Annotated in this window: 15 protein-coding genes and 3 pseudogenes; 8 read left to right on the top strand and 10 right to left on the bottom strand. The window is 51.2% G+C overall.

The features are described from left to right. Positions 1-34: 34 nt before the first annotated feature. From BY447_RS21290 to BY447_RS21265, 6 genes and pseudogenes are all read right to left on the bottom strand, one after another. Positions 35-583 (bottom strand): annotated as a pseudogene (locus BY447_RS21290) (DNA polymerase V subunit UmuC); the annotation flags it as partial. Continuing rightward, positions 583-822 (bottom strand): DNA polymerase V, encoded by a 240-nt coding sequence (locus BY447_RS21285; RefSeq protein WP_110332153.1) that lies wholly within the window; start codon positions 820-822, stop codon positions 583-585. The gene BY447_RS21285 and the pseudogene BY447_RS21290, both read right to left, overlap by 1 nt. 931 nt (positions 823-1753) lie before the next feature. After that, on the bottom strand, positions 1754-2245 hold the full coding sequence (locus tag BY447_RS21275) for a flavin reductase (protein WP_110332152.1): 492 nt from the start codon (positions 2243-2245) through the stop codon (positions 1754-1756). Positions 2246-2348: 103 nt separating this feature from the next. Beyond that, the gene (locus BY447_RS23580; protein WP_323859524.1) at positions 2349-3002 is read right to left on the bottom strand and encodes an acyl-CoA dehydrogenase family protein; all 654 of its coding nucleotides are present in this window, start codon (positions 3000-3002) and stop codon (positions 2349-2351) included. Between the two features lie 26 nt (positions 3003-3028). After that, positions 3029-3535, bottom strand: coding sequence for a hypothetical protein (locus BY447_RS23575; RefSeq protein ID WP_323859523.1), 507 nt, complete (start codon positions 3533-3535; stop codon positions 3029-3031). A gap of 533 nt (positions 3536-4068) precedes the next feature. Continuing rightward, positions 4069-4974 (bottom strand): LysR family transcriptional regulator, encoded by a 906-nt coding sequence (locus tag BY447_RS21265; protein WP_110332151.1) that lies wholly within the window; start codon positions 4972-4974, stop codon positions 4069-4071. A gap of 126 nt (positions 4975-5100) precedes the next feature. Between BY447_RS21265 and BY447_RS21260 the strand changes: the two genes are divergently transcribed. The 6 genes and pseudogenes from BY447_RS21260 (at position 5101) to BY447_RS21230 (ending at position 11948) form a co-directional block, all read left to right on the top strand. After that, positions 5101-6480 (top strand): MFS transporter, encoded by a 1380-nt coding sequence (locus BY447_RS21260; protein ID WP_110332150.1) that lies wholly within the window; start codon positions 5101-5103, stop codon positions 6478-6480. Beyond that, positions 6477-6875: a DUF4440 domain-containing protein gene (locus tag BY447_RS21255; RefSeq protein ID WP_110332149.1), complete on the top strand. Its 399-nt coding sequence runs from the start codon at positions 6477-6479 to the stop codon at positions 6873-6875. Before BY447_RS21260 ends, BY447_RS21255 begins: the two co-directional genes overlap by 4 nt. A gap of 250 nt (positions 6876-7125) precedes the next feature. Further along, a pseudogene (locus BY447_RS21250) lies at positions 7126-8820 on the top strand (NAD(P)/FAD-dependent oxidoreductase). 12 nt (positions 8821-8832) lie between these two features. Continuing rightward, positions 8833-10153: pseudogene (locus BY447_RS21240) on the top strand (amidase family protein). A 21-nt stretch (positions 10154-10174) separates the two neighbouring features. After that, positions 10175-11419 (top strand): aromatic amino acid transporter, encoded by a 1245-nt coding sequence (locus tag BY447_RS21235; RefSeq protein ID WP_110332147.1) that lies wholly within the window; start codon positions 10175-10177, stop codon positions 11417-11419. A gap of 313 nt (positions 11420-11732) precedes the next feature. After that, entirely contained in the window at positions 11733-11948 is a 216-nt protein-coding gene (locus BY447_RS21230; RefSeq protein ID WP_033784815.1) for a YdgH/BhsA/McbA-like domain containing protein, read from the top strand. Positions 11949-12010: 62 nt separating this feature from the next. Here the strand turns inward: BY447_RS21230 and BY447_RS21225 are convergent, their stop codons facing one another. The 4 genes from BY447_RS21225 to BY447_RS21210 all read right to left on the bottom strand — a co-directional run bounded on the left by BY447_RS21225 (position 12011) and on the right by BY447_RS21210 (position 17159). Continuing rightward, complete coding sequence (locus BY447_RS21225) at positions 12011-13213, bottom strand: MFS transporter (RefSeq protein ID WP_033784816.1); 1203 nt, start codon at positions 13211-13213, stop codon at positions 12011-12013. Between the two features lie 165 nt (positions 13214-13378). Continuing rightward, positions 13379-14119, bottom strand: coding sequence for a nitroreductase family protein (locus BY447_RS21220; RefSeq protein WP_013196422.1), 741 nt, complete (start codon positions 14117-14119; stop codon positions 13379-13381). A gap of 81 nt (positions 14120-14200) precedes the next feature. After that, positions 14201-15577 (bottom strand): glycoside hydrolase family 10 protein, encoded by a 1377-nt coding sequence (locus BY447_RS21215; protein WP_110332146.1) that lies wholly within the window; start codon positions 15575-15577, stop codon positions 14201-14203. Between the two features lie 91 nt (positions 15578-15668). Continuing rightward, positions 15669-17159, bottom strand: a complete 1491-nt coding sequence (locus tag BY447_RS21210; protein WP_197061519.1) for a PLP-dependent aminotransferase family protein — start codon at positions 17157-17159, stop codon at positions 15669-15671. Positions 17160-17269: 110 nt separating this feature from the next. Between BY447_RS21210 and gabT the strand changes: the two genes are divergently transcribed. Both gabT and gabP read left to right on the top strand, forming a co-directional pair. Next, a complete protein-coding gene (gene gabT, locus BY447_RS21205; protein WP_110332145.1) occupies positions 17270-18556 on the top strand; it encodes a 4-aminobutyrate--2-oxoglutarate transaminase in 1287 nt (428 codons plus the stop codon). A gap of 82 nt (positions 18557-18638) precedes the next feature. After that, a complete protein-coding gene (gabP, locus tag BY447_RS21200; RefSeq protein ID WP_323859538.1) occupies positions 18639-20051 on the top strand; it encodes a GABA permease in 1413 nt (470 codons plus the stop codon). Positions 20052-20174 lie beyond the last annotated feature (123 nt).

The raw sequence follows: 20174 nt of genomic DNA, 5'->3' as shown, positions 1-20174 counted from the left end.
TATCCTCCTCATTTATGCGACGGCCGACACCTCAGACATCCTCAACCGGCACCAGCGCAATTAGTTTCTCTTGACGCTCAATGTTAGACAGGTCAAGTACGCCGCCCGTCTTAGACCACTTTTTTGCAGTGTGGCTGGCAAGTTTGGCAAGCGTTTCAGTTGGCGCGATGCCAACACCTGCGGTGAGATGCGTATTGCGTCTAATCGTCTCCCTCCCCTCCCGTCCAAAGTTTTCCAATACCATGCAGTTGCGTACACCGGTCAGTTCCAGGAAAGCTTCATCAATCGAATAGACCTCCACGCTGGGTGCCATCTGTTCTAACGTCGTCATTACCCGGTTACTCATGTCCGCATACAGCGCATAATTGCTGCTGAATACATCGATCCTGTGCCGCCTGATGCCGTCCCTGAGTTTAAAATAGGGAGCCCACATAGGAATGGCCAGCGCTTTGGCTTCTGCACTCCGGGCAATGTCACAGCCATCGTTGTTACTCAGCACCAGCACCGGTTTACCACGCAGATCGGGACGAAATACTGTCTCGCTGCTGGCATAGAATGAGTTAACATCCACCAGCGCAAACATCACAGGCCGCCATTCGGGTTAAAGACCTGAAAGATGCAATCCTCACCTTCGGATGCTGAGATATCCCGGAAATCTGACTTGCGCACTTCTATCCACCTGTTCGCTTCCCTGGCGGTAAACTGCCAGTTCAGCTGCTGGAGTTGGTGAACAAAGTCGAGTGTGCTGACGATGTAACGTCCGCGCGCGTCCCGCTTAATGGCCAGCCGGAAAGCGGCTTTGATTTCGTTCTCGCGTGGCATGATAGACTCACCTTGAGATGCTGTATATATAAACAGCAGTTGCAATCAGTGGATTTGATGAAGATGGCAGGGGCTGAAAATTTTATAAAACCATCGCGGAACACATCGACTCGGTTATCATGGATTTTTATCGTGAAGTAAAGCATATAATCAATTTATTATGCTATCGAAATGTAATCATCAATCACATATTCCATAGAGGTACTTTCGAATAAGACCTTTTAACTGTCTTTCAGCCGCGAGATTGAGAATCTGTATTTATGGATTGATGGCTTACTCGCGAAGAAGCATGCGTACCTGCTTACCACGGTAAATAACATACTGCTGACACTGGAACCCAAAATGCTCAGCCAGGTCATTTGACCGTTTACTATCCTCATAAATGATAAAGATGCTCATCAGCAGTGAAGCGCATGTGGGTTGTGCCGATACCGACAGTCATACTTTCGGGCTCCTTTTATTGAGTAAAACCATATGAGTGAGGGGGGTGAATCTGCATCAATTTCTGCTGCATTTTTGCATAATGCCTGAGCTCATCATCATAAGATCAGGGTGTATGTAGCACAAAGACCCGATATGATAGTTTAAATAACTGACTCTGATTACAATTCATTCAGAGGTCGCCTACGAACAACTGCGTTTATATTCTCCATTATTCACATAAGCGGGGAGCTTCAAAATTTAAATTAATCAATTAGTTTAATTAAGGAGTCTACTTTTTTAGCAAGCGATTTCTATATATCTGAAAGCTGCATTACACGTCAGTTAAACCCATTAACAACCTCAATTGAATGCCAGAATTGCATGAAGAGTGTCAATAGCCACAAACGATTTTACTCATATAGTCGTTGTTAATGTGCTTATTAACACCCCCTGCCATGCCCTGCCTACCCCTGAATCAGATTTCATCTATTTATTCAGAAAAAAAAGATCACAACGTGTTTCCAGGTATGCCGTGATAGTTTCTGTTGAAATAAATTAAACCTGATGAAGGTTGGCCCATACGAATTTCCCTGATTTTTGCGAACATAACGCTATGAGAACCATTCTCGATGACTTCATTGATTTCACAATCAAAATTCACCAGGGCATCATCTAATGCGGGTGCCCCGGTATGAAGTTTTGACCACCTATGGGAATTAAACCGGTCAGCCATTGATAGTAATTTATTGGCAAAGGAAGATGATAAATCCTCATGTGAGGAAGAGAGTATGTTCACACAAAGTACGCCGCTGGAGATAAAAAAATCATGTGACCATGCTTTACGGTTAATACATACCAGTAACGTTGGCGGGGTGTCGGTCACACTACACACTGCGGAAACAGTCATTCCATAGTTATTATTTTCATGGGCGGTGGTGACAATAGAAACGGCGCTACCAAGCATTGACATGCCATTGCGAAAATCATTAGTGTCTATCATTTTTGTTACCAACTCGATCGAAGTGAAATTTATTCGACAGGTTCAATAATGCGTATTTGCCATTATACAAATGAACCAGATAATTCATTTATTTGTAAAATAATTATAGATAACCTGGCGTGGGCAACTGCCCACACAGCATCGTGCCTGCATTTAAATATGTCATTTCACCCATAAAAGCGTGTTGGGTTATTACCATAGTGTCATTAACACATCTGGCTACAGGATGATTTTTCGAAACGCCAGTCATGCCTGATAATAATTGCATGTTGCGGCAAATTTTTGATGCTTCGTGAACTGCGTTGGTGCTGGAAAGACGCAACATGTTTATCTGATCATCGTATAATTCTTCTCCCTTTGAAATGCCAGCCCATACTTTTTCCAGTGATTGATAAAAGAAAGAGCGCATTGAATGAAAACGCGCTTCAGCTTTTGCGATTTCAATTTTAGCCGTAGGTTTTTGTATCGTTGCAGGTGCGCCCGTGACCGACAGATTTAAACCTGATGCATTTCGAACTTCATTGATTGCCCGCCGCGCAATGCCAATCGCAACCTCAGATAGCACCTGTGCTGCCAGTGAAAGGGTAGGATATTTGAACAGATTTTCCTCAAGATTTGCTTCACCTCCCCGGATAAAAGTCCACTCTTCAGGCACGAAAATATCTTTTACCACCAGATCATGGCTGCCAGTGCCCTTTAAACCCACCATATTCCATGTCTGATCAATCATGACGTCTGAGACGGGCAGCACAGCCACCCGGGGAAGTCCTTTGCCCCCGCTGATTACGTCTGAATCCCCACCCCAACAACATCTGCCCCCATACAGCCACTTGAATACCGCCAGCGGCCCGTGACTCTTACCCCTCCCTCAACCGGAGATGCCGTTTGCGTAGGGAAAATTCCTCCGGCAAAAATGATATCGGCTCCTTTATCGGTATTGTAAAGCGCTTCAAGTGTCTTTAAAGGTAGCGCTGAAAGGTAAAATGGACTCATCCCAAAACTCGCAACCCATCCAGCTGAGCCGTCAGCCTCCGCCAGGCATTCAATGAGCTGACAAAAATCAAAAGGGTTAGACTCTTTCCCGCCAAATCGTAGAGGCACCAGTGCCCTATAAACCCCGGCCGTCCTGAAACACTCAATGATGTCCTGAGAGATATGTTTACGATCATCAAATTCACCTGTGAGTGCCCGTTCTCTGATATCACTCAACAGTGCCTCAAATTCCGGGGGTGCCAAATCCAGGATGCCCGACTGCATGACTGACGACGATAAACCGATCATTTTTAACATTCTCTCTGAGTGATCCGGATACTTAGAAGGCCAAAACACAAGCAATACTCATGTTTTTTTGCTGAAGTTAATTTACAAATCGGCGATAAGAGACAATATATTCCCTTTCACTGTCAACTTATTTCTGAAATAACCCCCTTCTTTTTCCTTGTAAACTTTTCTATCCAAAAATCCTCTCTGGGCCTGCTTAGTGTTTAATTTACAGGCAGGTAAGTTAAATTTCCCATCGCATCAGCACGCTCAGAAAAAATCGGTAAGACAATGATTTAATTAGAAATTATATATGAATCTCACATGGAATATTTCAGGTCTTATTTTATGCAGCTAAGGAAAAGTATTTAAGCGGTTAAGTTGCATAAAATTTAACCAATAAAAATGGCAAAAATTTAAGCGGCGAAACCCTGTAATCCTCGTGGATTACGGGTCTTTAATCGCAATGAATATAAAAATTTGAGAGGATCTAACCTTAGCCGGATAAAACTTTATATCAACGCATATAATCAGTTTTTTGAATGTTATTCGTTGCTTCAGGCTCAGGTTGTTGCAACTAAGCGATCGCGCAGGAAATCAATGAATGTCCGCACTTTTTCCGGCACATGGCGCGTATTGGGATAAAGCGCGTAGATACCCTGTGGGGGAAAAAGATGATCGGGCAGAAGATGTATTAACCTTCCCTTCACTATCTCATCCTGTACCAGCCAGGCCGGCAGAATGGCAACGCCAGCTCCGGCTAAAGCAAACGCCAGCAAAGAAGACGCGCTGTCAGCCATGACCATTGCTGGAGAGCTGGCGTTCAACAATACAGTCACCCCGCCCGGGTTGATCACCTGCCAGCTAAGTGGCGTTGATAAACGGCTATGCGCAATCCATTTTGCAGAGGCAAGCTGTTCAAGGTTCTGGACAGACCGGGTGTGGAAGGTGTTCAGATAAAGCGGCGCAGCGACCGCCAGAATATCAAACTGATCAATGAGACGGGCATGATGGCTGGAATCGGCCAGATGACCAAGCCGAATAGCCACATCAAAGCGACCGGCAATGAGATCGTCATTTTTGGATGAAGAAACGTGCTGGATACGTAACTGCGGGTGTTTCGCAGTAAAATCCGTGAGTGCTGGCACAATCACCCTGGCCCCATACTCCGGGGTTGTGGTGATCCTCAGTAACCCGCTTAATCCGGCATGATCGCTGCGGACATCCTCCAGGGCGCTTTCGGCATCCTCAAGAAGCTTGAGACAGCGATGATAAAATCGTTCTCCGGCATCCGTCGTCGAAACGCGTCGGGTACTTCTTGTCAGGAGTGAAACACCAAGCTCTTCTTCAAGATGTTTGATATTAAAACTGACTACTGCTTTGGTAAGTCCCAGCGTCTGAGCGGCACCGGTAAAACTGCCCGCCTCTGCTACCGCAACAAACATAGCCAGACGTTGCATATTGATCATCACATCTCCTCTTCCGCACTCAAATTGTCAAAATAATTTTGACAGTGTAGCAAGAGAAAAGCAATTTATCCGGCCTGTCGTCGGTCTTATACTGCGCGCCCTAAGCTGTCCAGTCTGAGAAAACAAATGTCTTATCGTGTGCGTGTTGCCAGTGTGTATCTGCTGGGTTTTTTTATCGATCTGGTAAATATGTTTATCGCCAACGTGGCTTATCCGGATATCGGCCGGCACTTTGACGCACCCGTTAGCAAGCTGGCGTGGATAAGTAATGGATACATTTTGGGGCTGACACTGGTCATCCCTCTGAGTAGCTGGCTGGCAAGGCGGATGGGGGCGAAACGTCTTTTCATGCTGTCATTAATGATTTTTATTTTGGGTACCTGCGGAGTGGGTGCGTCAGCATCGGTTACACAACTCATTACATGGCGCTGGATTCAGGGCATTGGCGGCGGATTGCTGATCCCCATAGGACAGACAATGACTTACGCCCTGTATCAAAGTAATGAGCGCGCAAAATTATCCTCCGTTGTCATGCTGGTCGCTCTGCTCGCACCCGCACTCTCGCCAGCCATTGGCGGAATGATGGTCGAGCATCTCAGCTGGCGCTGGGTATTTCTGTTCAGTCTTCCCCTGGCCGTGGTGACGCTAATCATGGCAGGTTTATGTCTCAATCCGGCTCGCCCGGAAAAGACCGCCGAACCGTTAGATCTGGTGGGATTAGTCAGTGGCTGTGTTGGGCTCACGCTGATTCTGCTGGGGCTGACCTATGTGGGTGAAGCCGGAGAGTTCAATAAAGGCGTACTGATGCTGCTGGCAGGTGTTATTACGCTGGCGGGCTATGTCAGCAACGCGATTAAAAAACGTCACCCGCTCATCAACCTGCATCTGGTCAAAGACCCGCTTTTACATACCGCAATGCTGATTTATCAGTTTATCCCCGGTGTGTTTACTGGCGTCAGTATGATCACCATGCTCTATCTGCAAAATCAGTTGGGGATGCATGCCAGCTTCGTGGGTTTGCTAATGCTTCCGTGGTCAATAGCCTCTTTTGCCGCTATCAGCCTGACCGGCAAAAGATTTAACCGCTGGGGCCCCCGTCCGCTCTTTATCACAGGCTGCCTGGTTCAGGCATTAGGTATCGGGATGCTGGCGCTAACAGGGCATAGCACAGACACTATTATTTGCATACTCGCTTTCGCTTTTATGGGATTTGGCGGCAGCTTGTGCAGCAGCACGGCGCAGAGTTCTGCTTTTATTCAAATGGCTGATCATGAACTGGCCGATGCAAGCGCCCTGTGGAATATCAATCGTCAGCTTAGTTTTTGTCTTGGCGTAACGCTGGTCAGCCTGCTGTTCAATCTGATAGCGAACACGGGGATGCCTGTAAAGCAGTCCTATCGTCTTTGCTTTGTCATAGCGGCATGCAGCGCTGTCATCCCTGTCCTGTGCTCCCTCCGCATTGCTAATCACAAAGTCGTACTTACGCTTAATAAGGAACAAAAATGAACCTTTTCCTGAAGGAAGTCCTGGATGCCCATGAATTGATCAAAGAGTGGCTGGGCAATGAAACTGCAAAAGATGAGGTTTGTGAAGATCTCCTGGCACGTTTCAGTCCTGCATACTCTATGGTAACGACCGGTGGCGGGTTGCTGGACTTCACAACATTAAACTCCTTTTTTCGGACTCAGCGCGGCGCACGCCCCGGTTTAGCGATCGAAATCAGCGACATGCGAGTGATTGCTGATAGCGACACTGGTGCAACGGTTGTCTATAAAGAATTACAGCAACTTCCTGATCAAAGCCCCACTCTGCGTTTTTCGACTGTCGTATTGGAATCAAAGCCGAATGGCAAAATCATCTGGCATCATCTGCAGGAGACAGCGTTGCCTCAGCCTTCATAGCATTGATGACCTGCCCCGCCGATGTGCGGGGTTTCTTTACCTGCACAAAAAATAAAGATGCCAGAACCTGCGTTTATCATGGAAATAACTCTTCAGATTGACTGACTGTTTTTATGCAATTGCATTGAGAATTTTAATTCCTGAACAGTCCACAATGTGGATGTTTAAAAACAGGCCCCTTCTTCTCTAAAGAGTTTAACTAATAGCGCATCCTCATCTTTGAATTAACATGCATTCTGCTGGATAGATAATGAAGACTAAAGCAAGTCGTGTCGGTGAGGGTAATACCTTTCCCTTTATTGATACACTCTTTGATTACGGAACTTTTCTTGCCCACGCCAAATCAGCGGGCGGCATTGGCCATGTTGATAACGATTGTCCAGCAAGCGTGGCAATTATCGGGGCAGGCCTGAGCGGAATGATTGCGGCGCGGGAGCTTCTGAATGCGGGTGTCACACATGTCACGCTCTTCGAAGCAAACGCTGCCAGATCCGGTGGGCGACTGTTGAGCCAGCAATTTGATGACGGTATGCCGGAATATATCGCTGAAATGGGAGCAATGCGCTTCCCGCCTTCAGAAACAGGCTTGTTCCATTATCTGGCTGAATTCAATATTGATACAGCCTCTGAGTTTCCGGACCCTGGCATTGTTGATACCGAAATTCATTTTCAGGGTGTGCCGCACAAATGGACTGCAGGAACCCCGCCCCCGGAACTGTTCTCGCGAGTTGATCGCGGCTGGCGATGCTTTTTACAGGAAGGCGTCCTTATTGAAGGAAAGCAGCTTCAGGCGCCTGCTTCAATCACACTGGCGTTAAAAGAAGGCCGGCTTGCGGATGCCAAAGAAGCGTGGCAGCAGTACCTGGATATTTTCGGTGATAACTGTTTCTACTCTGCGCTTGTCAGGATCTTCACTGGCACTAATCCGCCGGGAGGTGAGCAGTGGCACAAACCCGATGATTTTGCTTTGTTTGGCTCGCTTGGTATTGGTTCTGGCGGCTTTCAGCCAGTATATCGGGCGGCGTTTATTGAAATCATGCGGCTGGTGGTAAACGGTCTGGAAGACGATCAGCGTATGGTCCCAGCAGGCATTGAAACGCTAACGGCAAAAATGGGCAGTGAAATCCTGCAGGGCCGCACGTTAAGCGATCGTATCCTTTACCAGAAAGTCGAAGAAATCGCCCGACTTGAAAGTGGGCAGTTTGTGGTTTCAACCTGCACAGGCAACCGTCAGGTTTTTGACAGAGTGATTGTCACCACCTCTACCCGCGCAATGCAGGTATGCCTGGATCTGTCGAGACACAATACGCTTTTTCCGGCTGATGTCTGCCGGGCAGTGAATGAAACCCACCTTATCGGTTCGTCAAAGCTCTTCCTGTTGACCCGGGAAAAGTTCTGGCTGAAAGAGGGATTGCCCCATACCATTCTTACGGACACGCTTGCACGAGGTATTTACTGCCTCGATTATTAGCCGGATGATCCGGAAGGACATGGTGTCGTGCTAATCAGTTACACATGGGAAGATGATTCTCATAAATTAGTTACCCTGAAAGATAAACGTGAAAGGCTAGAGCGACTGGTTAAAGAACTGGCGATATCTGCCCCTGCGTTCGCTAAACACCTTCGCCCTATGAATAACGATCCCAAATATATTCTTGAATATGACTGGCTGACCGATCCTCTGGCAATGGGTGCCTTTAAACTCAACTATCCTGGTGACGATCGCTATTCTGAAACGCTGTTTTATCAGTTTCAGTCAGCTAAAGATAATAATCCCGACCAGGGAATCTATCTGGCCGGATGCAGTTGCTCATTTACTGGTGGCTGGGCGGAGGGTGCGGTACAGACGGGCATTAATGCAGCCTGCGCTGTGATTTACAGCATCGGGGGTCAGCTCCGTGAAAATAATCCGCTTCAAAATATGCACCGTCATTATCATTACTGAGCCTTATTAAACATGGAAAAAAGAACACCACTTTTGCTGAAGGATGAGCAGGGCCTGAACAAGCGTCCAGCGGAACTCAAAGCCAGCAACCCTGTCCGGCTGCACAATTATCACGCCAGCAAAGATTTGAATGCATTTATTGCATTCGATGAAGAGTTATTCTCTTCAGACAAGATAAATACGTCAGAGACCGGATTGCCCTTATCAGGGTTACCCTTTTCATGCAAAGACAATATAAATGTAAAAGGGTTTGCGACAACTGCCGGTACGCCGGGATTAATCGACTTTTATCCGATGGACGATGCGCCAGTAATTAGCCGGCTTAAGGCACTCGGTGCTGTCATGTGTGGCAAAACCAATATGCATGAGCTTTCTTTTGGTGTGACCTCTCTGTCTGGTCAGTGGGGTAGCGTTGGCAATCCAGCGCACCCTGGTCATATCGCCGGAGGCAGTAGCGGTAGCGGCCGGTATCAGCGCATTTTCAGTCGGTACCGATACCGGAGGGTCAGTACGTATACCTGCTGCACTGTGTGGAGTTGCAGGTTTTCGACCCAGCACGGGACGTTACCCAACCAGAGGCATTGTTCCTGTTTCCCGCACCAAAGATACCCCTGGATTTATTGCCCCGACAGTCAGCGACCTGGCGCTGCTCGACGCCGTAATGATGGATGAACCCGCTATTACCCCTCGTCTGCCTTCACGAATAGGGCTGCCGGCTGAGTTTATGTGGAGCAACCTGGATACTACCGTACGGGAAACCTGCATGAAGGTGGTCAGGCAGATGGCGCGGGCAGGCGTTGAGATCGTGACGTTCGATGACAGCGTATTCGGTAAGCTGAATAAAGAAATCCAGTTCCCTGTACCGTTTTTTGAATTTTTTATCGACTTCCCCGCTTTCTTACTGGAGCAGCACTTCGTCGCTGATTTTGACACAATCATCAGTCAAATTTCCGACCCAGCCGTCGCGTCTATTTTGCAGAGGCAGAATGCGCAGGAACAGGTCAGCTGGAAGGACTATATGCATGGCCTTAAATCAATCGGTCAACTTCGCGCTTACTGGGACCAGATTTACAGCAAATTAAAGCTGGATGCCATCCTCTATCCCACACTGTGTTGTGAAGTGCCACGGATTGAGAATGCCGCTCAACCTGATATTTTCAATAAACTCATTCGTAACACCGACATTGCCAGCAGCGTGGGTGCGCCCAGCGTGACAATGCCGGTTGCTGACCGGGGAAATTTGTCTGTTGGATTATCGTTAGACGGGTTGTCGAAAGAAGATCGTCAATTAATTAGTCATGCCCTTGCTATAGAGGCTATTCTCCAGCGTTAAATTTTTTCTTCAGGAAACCTTATGTCTGATATGGCAATTCCAACGCGTTCTCCTTCGATGTTTTGGGGAGCAACCATCATTTGCGGCACCGTGGTGGGTGCAGGGATGTTCGTCCTGCCGGTCGTGATGGCCGGAGCATGGTTTGGCTGGGCATTACTGATACTGACTTTTAGCTGGATCTGTATGTTAATCAGTGGCCTGATGTTTCACCGTGTGAGCCAGCATTACCCTCTGGAAACCGGCTATGACAAAATTGTCCGAGATGTTTTAGGTCGTAACTGGGCTGAAATAAATGGCCTGAGCCTGGTTTTCGTGCTGGGCATTCTGACATACGCCTATATTTCAGCGGTCGGGCCTGTTTATGATCACTCACTGAGCATATTGACCGGCAAAACGGTCTCATCATCCGAAGCCAAAATTATGTTAAGCCTGACCGTAGCTGCCATCGTCTGGTTAGGCACCAGCAGCATTGGCCGGATGATGTCTGTTCTGCTCATCACCAAAATTGTTCTGTTACTTATCCTGTTTGGTGGATTATTTACCACCGTAAATGTCGACTACCTGCTGGACAATCAGAATCCTGCGGCATCGTACTGGCCCTATATGCTCGGCATCGTGCCATTCTGCCTTGCCTCATTCGGCTATCATGGAAACATTTCCGGCCTGATTAGCTATTACAATGGCGATCATCGTCGTGTGAAAAGATGCCTGTGCACAGGTACTGCCGTGGCGCTGGTTATCTATCTTTTCTGGATAATCTGCACTATGGGTAACCTTCCCCGCTCAGCCTTTCCGGAAATTGCCGCCCAGGGCGGCGACATTGCCGCGCTGATGCACGCATTTAGTCTGCGCGGTTATGCTGCCGGGATGTCGCTGTTGTTTTCGACGTTCTCACATTTTGCCGTTATCTGTTCGTTCGTGGGAGTGACGGCGGGCCTTGTGGATTATATCAGCGACCGCTTCAATTTCCCCGCGACCAGAACGGGTCGCCTCAAAGCCACTGCGATCACTTTCCTGCCGCCATTGAGTTTATCTCTGTTTTTTCCGGATGGGTTTGTCACGGCAATTGGTTATGCCGGGCTAATCGCGACAATATGGGCAGTGATTGTTCCGGGGTTGCTTCATCTGAAAATGCGCTCCCGGCAAGACTCAGGCTATCGACGCGGCCAATGGGACGGGCTTCAGTTGAGCATGATTATAGTATTCGCCGCCCTGAACATCCTTTCATGGGCGCTGAGTGAATTTGATTTATTGCCAGTATATTAACGTCATCAGAAAGCTTGGTCGGCCTCATCATTTTTTCAAACCAGCCTGTAATTACATGAATAAGCCGGTCAGGAAGCGTGCAACTTACATACTTCCTGACCGGTTGGTTAACTACACACAATACGGCCAGGAAAATCGCAAGCAAAATCCCGTACTCAAATATTCACCCCGCCACCAGCTGTTTAATAGCTTATAGAGACGAAATTAGCAGTTCTGATTCATGCCCCTTATCCTTAAAATGGATTCAGGTAAACAGTCGGGAATGAGCAGACATTGTCAGGAATAGTTGCTGGCATATCTCAAGAATATGACCATGAAAAATGTAAAAGCACTCTCAATTGCCGCCCTCGCCGCTCTTTCACTGATCTCATTTGGCAGCTTTGCTGAAAGCATTTCTGTCACCTCCTCTACACTGGATGGCGCAGAATCGAAAATCGCTGCTCAGGCGCAGGAACACGGCGCGCAGTACAAAATTACGGAAGCGAACACCAATAACCGTGTTCACATGACCGCAGAACTGTATAAATAACGGATGGTCGCAAACGGATTTGCCAGACGAGGCTGCCCAATGGGCAGCCTTTTTTGTGCTTATCAGGCCAGACGGGTGGCAGGCGAGCTACCGGTACGCCACCATAAAATCAGCGCCATCAGGGCTATCGCCCCAAGAACCGCAAACGCAGTGCTGTAAGAATAATGTGCGGCGATTGCTCCGGTCATGGCCGGACTCAGCGCAGCACCTGCGCCCTGCATCAGCATAATGACGCTCTGTCCGGCATTAACATGGCCGGTACCCCGCATCAGAGTCACAATGTAACCCGGCACCGCCACGCCCAGAATCCCTGCCGCAATACCATCCAGAACCTGAACCGGAATGACAAAGAGCGGCTCCGCAAAGCCTGCCGCAATAACCGCGCGCAGCGGTAAAATCATCAGGGCGACCATAATAAACAGGCGATAGCCATGCGTTTCCACCCGTTTAGAGACCCACAGCGCGACCGGGATCATCACCAGCTGGGAAATCACCACCGTTGCCGCAGCGTACAGACCCGGACTGACCGCCGCCTGTCCGCCTGCCGAGGCGACGCGCATGCTCAGCATCGGTAACAGCGCGGCATTGGCAAGATGAAACAGCAGCAGCGTCACGCCAGCAATCATCAGCGCTGGCTTACGCATCAGCATCGCCAGGCTCAGCGCTGGCTGCCGCTCTTCATTCTGTTCATAGCCTCGCGCCACCTCGTTATCTATCTCATCACCGCGAATCGCCAGGGTGGCGAAGGCTGCAAAAATCGCCATTACCGTCATCAGAATAAAGACGGCACCCATGCCCCAGTACCAGGCAGAAAAACCCGCCAGCAACGCCGCAATAGTGTTACCGCCATGATTGAAGGCCTCATTGCGTCCCATCTGATGGTTGAAGCCGCGCTGTCCGGTCAGCCCCAGAGTGATACCCGCCACGGTCGGGCCGATAAACGCCGCAGCAATTCCCGCTACGATTTGCGAGACCATCGCGGTCCAGGTCTGATTGCTGTACCACAGCAACAGCGTAGCAACGGTGATCACCAGACAACCCAGCAGCACAATCATTTTTTTATGGCGGGTCGCATCGGCAGCTATGCCTGCAGGCAGCGTGGCAAGGAGTCCGGCTATGCCGCCGCAGGTCATCACCAGACCGATTTCGTCGGGACGCCAGTGCCGTTCCGTCAGAAATATGCCCAGAAAAGGCCCCAGACCGTCGCGGACATCGGCCAGAAAAAAGCTCATTAAACAGAGCGCATAGAGTGAACGCTGAGACATGTTATTTCCCTGGAAGGTAAGTGTTAAAGGCAGTAGCGCTTCGGTTAACAGGGAAATTATGTGTTACAAAGAAGAAAGTCACATTTCGTTATAGTAACAAAATGAAAAAGGCCACCCGTCACATTGCACGGATGGCCTGATCCTTTTCACTTCGCGCAGGATAGGTTATTTATCCGTGCCGAAACCCTGTTTCAGCAGGGCGGGCAGTACAGCCGGGAAGTAGATGTTTTTATAGTAACCGCTGACGCTTTCGCTCCAGCTCTCACCGTCGTGACGACCAATGTTTTTCCAGTGCTGAACCATTTCATCGTTGTAGGCCGCAATCTGCTGCTCCAGCCCCTGCGTCTGATAGGTCTCATCATGGCGGAAGGTTGCCAGTGGCAGACGCGGTTTCTGATGAGCGGGTTCATCAACGTGACCGATGACCACACCCGCAACCGGGAAGGTCATTGGCGGCAGTTCCAGCAGTGAAATCATCGCCTGTGGATCGCGACGGATTCCGCCAATCGGCACAATGCCCAGACCTTCTGCACGCGCAGCGGCCATGACCGAGCCCAGTGCAATACCGATATCGGTAGAGCCCGACACGATGCTCTCAATGCTCTGATGCGCGATCTGCTGCTGATCGACAGCGGCCATTCCCACCGCTGATTTATGCATGTCCAGCACGAAGGTGATGAAGACCGGTGCTTTGGCAATCCACGGCTGACCGCCTGCAATGGCGGCGATCTCTGCCCGACGTCCGGCATCACGCGTGATCACCACAGAAACCTGCTGTGAGTTTACTGATGTCGGTGCGCGATAAGCGGTACTGATAATCCGATCCAGTACCGCTTCATCGACAGGTTGCTCAGTGAAACTGCGTTCACTTTTATGACTTGTAAAAATATTGATCAGTTCGCTCATGGTTCCTCCCATATAAAGCGCAAGAATAGCAGTAAGTCACAGGGAAAAACTTAACCGCACTGGTCATGCTGCCGGGGCATTTCAGCCTCCCCAGCGGCTTTTAAGATAGCTCACCGCCTGCTGAGTCTGCGGCTGATTCAGATAGTTCTCTCTGAACAGAATGGTGCCATCAATATTGGGGTTAGATTCATTCAGGTCGAGCTGCTTTTTCAGTTCAGGCACCCCGCCCTGAAGCGTCCAGTCAGGTTCAATTTTTGATGACTCGCCCACTTTATAGAGCGCAAGACCGATATAGAGCCGGGTTTTAGTCGGTTTCACTACCTCTGCCCACCAGTTTGCCAGCACATCGTAACGGGCAGCCTGACGGGAAAAAGGCCAGTAAAGTTGCGGGGCGATATAATCCAGCAGGCCCTGTTGCACCCAGCGACGGGTATCCGCAAAGGCTTCGTCGTACGCCGCGGCACCCCGGGTATCGGAACCAGCAGGATCGTGCGACAGATTGCGCCAGACGCCCGCCGGACTGACACCAAATTCAACCTCTGGCTTCAGCTGTTTGATAGTCCGGGACACCTGCTCAATCAGCTGCTGAGTATTGTGACGTCGCCAGTCCGCTTTACTGGCAAAACCCTGTCCGTAGCGACTGAAGGTCTGATTATCGTTGAGCAGTGAACCTGCCGATTCTGCATAGAAGTAGTCATCGAACTGCACACCGTCGATGGGATAACGCGCCACCACCTCGGCCACAATGCTGGTGATCCAGTCACGCACCTCAGGAATGCCCGGATCGAGCACATAGCGATCCCCTGCGGTGCGGATCCAGTCGCGGTGCAGCACAAAAACGCTGGCCGGATGCAGTGACAGCGTGCGGTTCAGTTCGCTGACGGTAGAGGGTTTGGTATTCACCGATACCCGATAGGGATTAAACCAGGCGTGAACTTTGATGCCACGCTTATGCGCCTCATCCAGCATAAACTGCAGCGGATCATATCCTGGATCTTCACCGATTTTGCCGGTCAGCATATCGGACCAGGGCAGGATTTTTGAGGGCCAGAACGCCGTGGCATCCGGTTTCACCTGGAAAAACACCGTGTTAATCCCCAGACTTTTCAGCTTATCCAGCTTGTCGGTCAGAGATTGCTGCTGCAGGCGGATACGCTGCGCCGGACTGGTGCCATTCACCGACGCGACAGGTGGCCAGTCAAGACGTGACACCGTGGCTAACCAGACGCCCCGCATCGGTTGATTAGCCTGAGGCTGGGCAGGTTTGCCGGGCACAGGTACTGGCTGTTTCGTTACCGGCGGAAAAGGGGTCACCAGCGATTTCGGTGGTTCGGATGCGCAACTGACCAGCAATAACGCCGCAGCCAGCGCAGCGCCTCGCTTAATAGCCGCTCTGGCCTGTGCAGAAAAGGGATTAAGGGCGATGATAAACTCCAGTATTTTCTGGTCGGAACGCAAAGAGCTGTATTCTCGGTGACGCTGATGAAATGTCAATGCGTTAACTCAGCTCCAGCCCTGAAACTGCTGCCTTTTAAAACCCCATGAACCGCTAACGCGGCGGACTAAATACCATCCCCGCGGACATAAGACAGGCTTTGAGTGTGCCAAAGGCGTCCTGACATTGCCGCTCATTGACGCAGGCATATCCCAGCAGCAATCCACGCGCCTCCTGCGGATGCATATAGTATTGCGAAAGCGGCCGCACTTTAACTCCGCGCTTCAGTGCTTCAGCGGCTATCGCCACGTCATCCACACCCGCAGGCAGCGGCATCACCAGATGCAGTCCCGCTTCATGGTTGAATGCCGGCAAAAAGGCCGGCCCCAGATAGCGTTCAATCAGCTTGCAGAGGAACTGTCGCCGCTGACGATAAAGCAGGCGCATCCGGCGGATATGCTCCATGTAATGACCCAGCCGGATGAACTCCGCCAGCGCCCGCTGAATCAGCAGATGTCCACCGCGATAGAGTTCCGCCGCCGCAATGCGCAACGGCTGTGCCAGCGGTTTCGGCACCACCATGTAGCCAATACGCAGGGCGGGATAGAGTGTTTTACTGAATGTTCCCATGTAGATGACCGGTGCATCGGCTTCCAGCCCCTGTAGTGAGGGATGAGGCTGACCGGAGAAGCGAAACTCGCTGTCGTAGTCATCTTCAACAATCCAGCTCTGATGACGGCGAGCCAGGGCGATCAAGGCCTGACGACGCGCCAGGCTCAGGTGCACTCCCAGCGGATACTGATGAGAAGGCGTTACAAACACCATTTTAGGAGCCGGGCCGCTGTCCGGTACCAGGCCCTGCTCATCCACCGGCATCGCGCGAATCTTCAGACCATTCATGCGCAGCAGATTACGTGTTCCCCAGTAGCCCGGCTCCTCCATCCAGACCCGATCGCCGGGATCACATAACACCCGCGTCACCAGATCAACCGCCTGATGGACCCCTTCGGTAATCAGGATCTGGTCAGCATCGGCTCTGACTGAGCGAGCTACCCGCAGATAGTCCACCAGCGCATGGCGAAGGTCGGGACAGCCGCCGCCGCTGCTGTAGACCAGGCGATGTACGTCAGGTTCACGGTTCAGCCGCGCCTGAATCTGGCTGAACAGCTTGTGAGGAAATTCGGTGACATCGGGCGCGCCGGGCACAAATGCGCCCCACTGCCAGGGCGAGGCGGTGGCATGGCCCAGCAAACTGGCACCCCGCTTCGACAGCGTCGCCGGTCGTTGCGCCTTCACCGCCTGCAGATCGGCAATCGCATCACTTTGCAGAGAATTCTCCGGCAACGTTTCGGCAATCCAGGTGCCGCTGCCGGTGCGTGCGGTAACATACCCCTGTGCCATCAGACTTTCATAGACATGCATTACCGTGTTTCGCGACACGCCGAGTTCGCGCGCCAGATCGCGGGTCGGCGGCAAACGGCTTCCGCGCGGAAACACCTCTTCAGCGATTGCGGCTTGCATACAATTCAGCAGCCGCTGGTGTAATGAGCCGGTTCTTAAAAACTGTAACCGTGCTAATAGATGATCTGCGTACAAGAGTCGCAATTGGCTCCACCTTTCCTCTGACAATTGGCTCTGGCAACTCACCACGCCTCAGGCATAAATAAACGTGTTTGTCGGGAATTGTAAACACGCATATTAACGAGGTGGATGAAATGAGCGAAAATAATAACCTGATGCAGCAGCGCAAAGCACAGGCTCTCCCTAAAGGCATCGGTACGCTGTGCGACTGGTACGTTGCCCGGGCAGAAAACGCCACCTTATGGGATCAGGCCGGAAACAGCTGGATCGACTTCGCTGGCGGCATCGCGGTGCTGAACACCGGCCACCGTCATCCACGTATCGAACAGGCCATTGCCGATCAGTTAACAAAGTTTACCCATACTGCCTTCCAGATCACCCCCTACGAAAGCTACATCGCCCTGGCTGAGCGCATTAATCAGCGGGTGCCCATCGCCGGTCCGGCCAAAACGGCTTTCTTCACGACCGGCGCGGAAGCGGTGGAAAATGCGGTCAAAGTGGCGCGTGCCTATACCCGCCGTCACGGCATCATTACCTTTGGTAACGCGTTCCATGGCCGCACCTTTATGACGATGGCAATGACCGGCAAAGTGGCACCTTACAAGCGGGATTTCGGCCCGATGCCGCCGTCAGTTTTCCATGCCCGCTACCCCAGCGCGGTTCAGGGCATCAGCGTTGAAGCCGCTCTGACCAGCCTTGAAGAGATTTTCACTCAGGACATTGCACCGCATGATGTTGCCGCAATCGTGCTGGAGCCGGTACAGGGTGAAGGCGGATTCCATGCTGCACCCGCAGAATTTATGGTGCAGCTACGTGAGCTGGCTGACCGCCACGGCATTCTGTTGATTGCGGATGAGGTCCAGAGCGGATTTGCCCGGACCGGTAAGCTGTTCGCCATGGAGCACTATCCGGTGAAGGCCGATATCATGACCATGGCGAAAAGCCTGGCAGGTGGCATGCCACTCTCCGCCATCGCTGGTCGTGCAGAGGTCATGGACGCCCCGGCACCGGGTGGTCTGGGCGGAACCTACGCGGGCAACCCGCTGGCTATTGCCTCGGCTCATGCGGTGCTGGATGTGATTGAAGAGGAACAACTCTGCCAGCGCGCGGTTGATCTCGGTGCCCGGCTTGAGGCAGAACTGCAGGAGCATCAGCGCAAGCATCCGGACATTGCCGACGTGCGTGCGCTGGGTTCGATGGTGGCGATGGAGTTCTATCAGGCCAGCACCGCGCAGGCGGTTCAGAAGATGGCGATGGAACAGGGCCTGCTGCTGCTGACCTGCGGCGCCAAAGGCAACGTTATCCGCTTCCTCTACCCGCTCACTATTCCTGATGCCCAGTTCAGCCAGGCGCTGACCATTCTCTCCACGGTGATCGATCACTGTGTCGCATCTGCCGGAAACCCCGTCGTCCCAGCCTGATTTCGCTGGCGCGTTAACCCATGTTTATCCCCGTTCGTCCGGCCACACAGGCCGGACGCCGCCTGGAGACGTTTACATGACGATGACTCAGAGTGCGAATAATGAAGATTCGCTGGCTCAAAACCTGAAACCGCGCCACGTGCGCATGCTCTCGATAGCTGGCGTGATCGGCGCAGGGCTGTTTGTCGGCTCCGGCCACGCGATTTCTGAAGCCGGTCCTGCGGTGCTGATCTCTTATGCCGCTGCCGGCGCGCTGGTGGTGCTGATTATGCGGATGCTGGCCGAGATGGCCGTCGCCTCTCCCGATTCCGGCTCGTTCTCAACCTACGCGGATAAAGCGCTGGGACGCTGGGCCGGATTTACCATTGGCTGGCTCTACTGGTGGTTCTGGGTGCTGGTGATTCCACTGGAAGCCAATGCAGCAGGCACCATTCTGCACGCCTGGTTCCCTGAGGTCGCCATCTGGCAATATACCTTTGCCATCACGTTACTGCTGACCATTACCAACCTGCTCAGCGTTAAAAATTATGGTGAATTTGAGTTCTGGTTTGCGCTGATCAAGGTCGTGGCTATCATCCTGTTCCTGGGTGTGGCGGGGGCGGCAGTATTGGGTCTGCTGCCTGACAGCAACACCAGTGGCCTGTCGCATCTTTATGACACGCACGGGTTTATGCCGAACGGGATGGGTGCGGTTGTAGCGGCCATCCTGACCACGATGTTCTCGTTTATGGGCACAGAAATCGTCACGATTGCCGCTGCCGAGTCGAAGAATCCTGGCAAGCAGATTACCCAGGCTACTAACTCGGTCATCTGGCGCATTGCACTGTTTTATCTGCTGTCGATTTTCTTTGTGGTGGCGCTGGTGCCGTGGAATACACCAGGCCTGGTCGAACAGGGCTCATGGCAGACGGTGCTGACGGCAATGAACATCCCGCATGCCCGGCTGATTGTCGACCTGGTGGTGCTGATGGCGGTGTGCAGCTGTCTTAACTCTGCACTCTATACCTCATCGCGCATGCTCTATTCCCTGTCACGCCGTAAAGATGCGCCTGCTTCGGCTTCACGCACTAATCGCAGCGGCACGCCGTGGATTGCAGTGCTGCTTTCTACAGCGGCTGCGTTTCTGGCGGTGATCGCCAATTATCTTGCGCCAAGCGTGGTGTTTGAATTTTTACTGGCGACCTCGGGGGCGATTGCGCTGCTGGTCTATCTGGTGATTGCCGTATCGCATCTGGTGCTGCGTAAAAAGCGTGAAAAAGCCGGCGAAGTCCTGAGTTACCGGATGTGGTTATTTCCTGGCCTGACGTGGATCACTATTCTGTTTATCGTGACGGTGCTGGTCATCATGTTGTTTGATGCGAAACATCAGGCTGAATTACTGGCAACCGGCGGTTTAACGCTGCTGATTATTACCACCAGTCTGGTTCTGCGTCGTAAAAAGGAGAAGCGTCAGAGCACGAAGTACTTTACTCAGCGCTCTTCTGACCCTTCGTGATTCTTTGATACATTCCATAAACTCAAAAAGCCCACCCTCAGTAATAAAGGTGGGCTTTTCTGTTTATCTGTCCGCTGACCGATACAGGAGTTAACAACCCCTTTAAGATATGGATTCATAATT

It is taken from the genome of Pantoea sp. JKS000250 (genome assembly GCF_003201065.1).
Taxonomy (GTDB): Bacteria; Pseudomonadota; Gammaproteobacteria; order Enterobacterales; family Enterobacteriaceae; genus Pantoea; species Pantoea vagans.
Note: the sequence above shows the minus strand (reverse complement) of the source record. Positions and strands in the feature narration are given on the sequence as shown.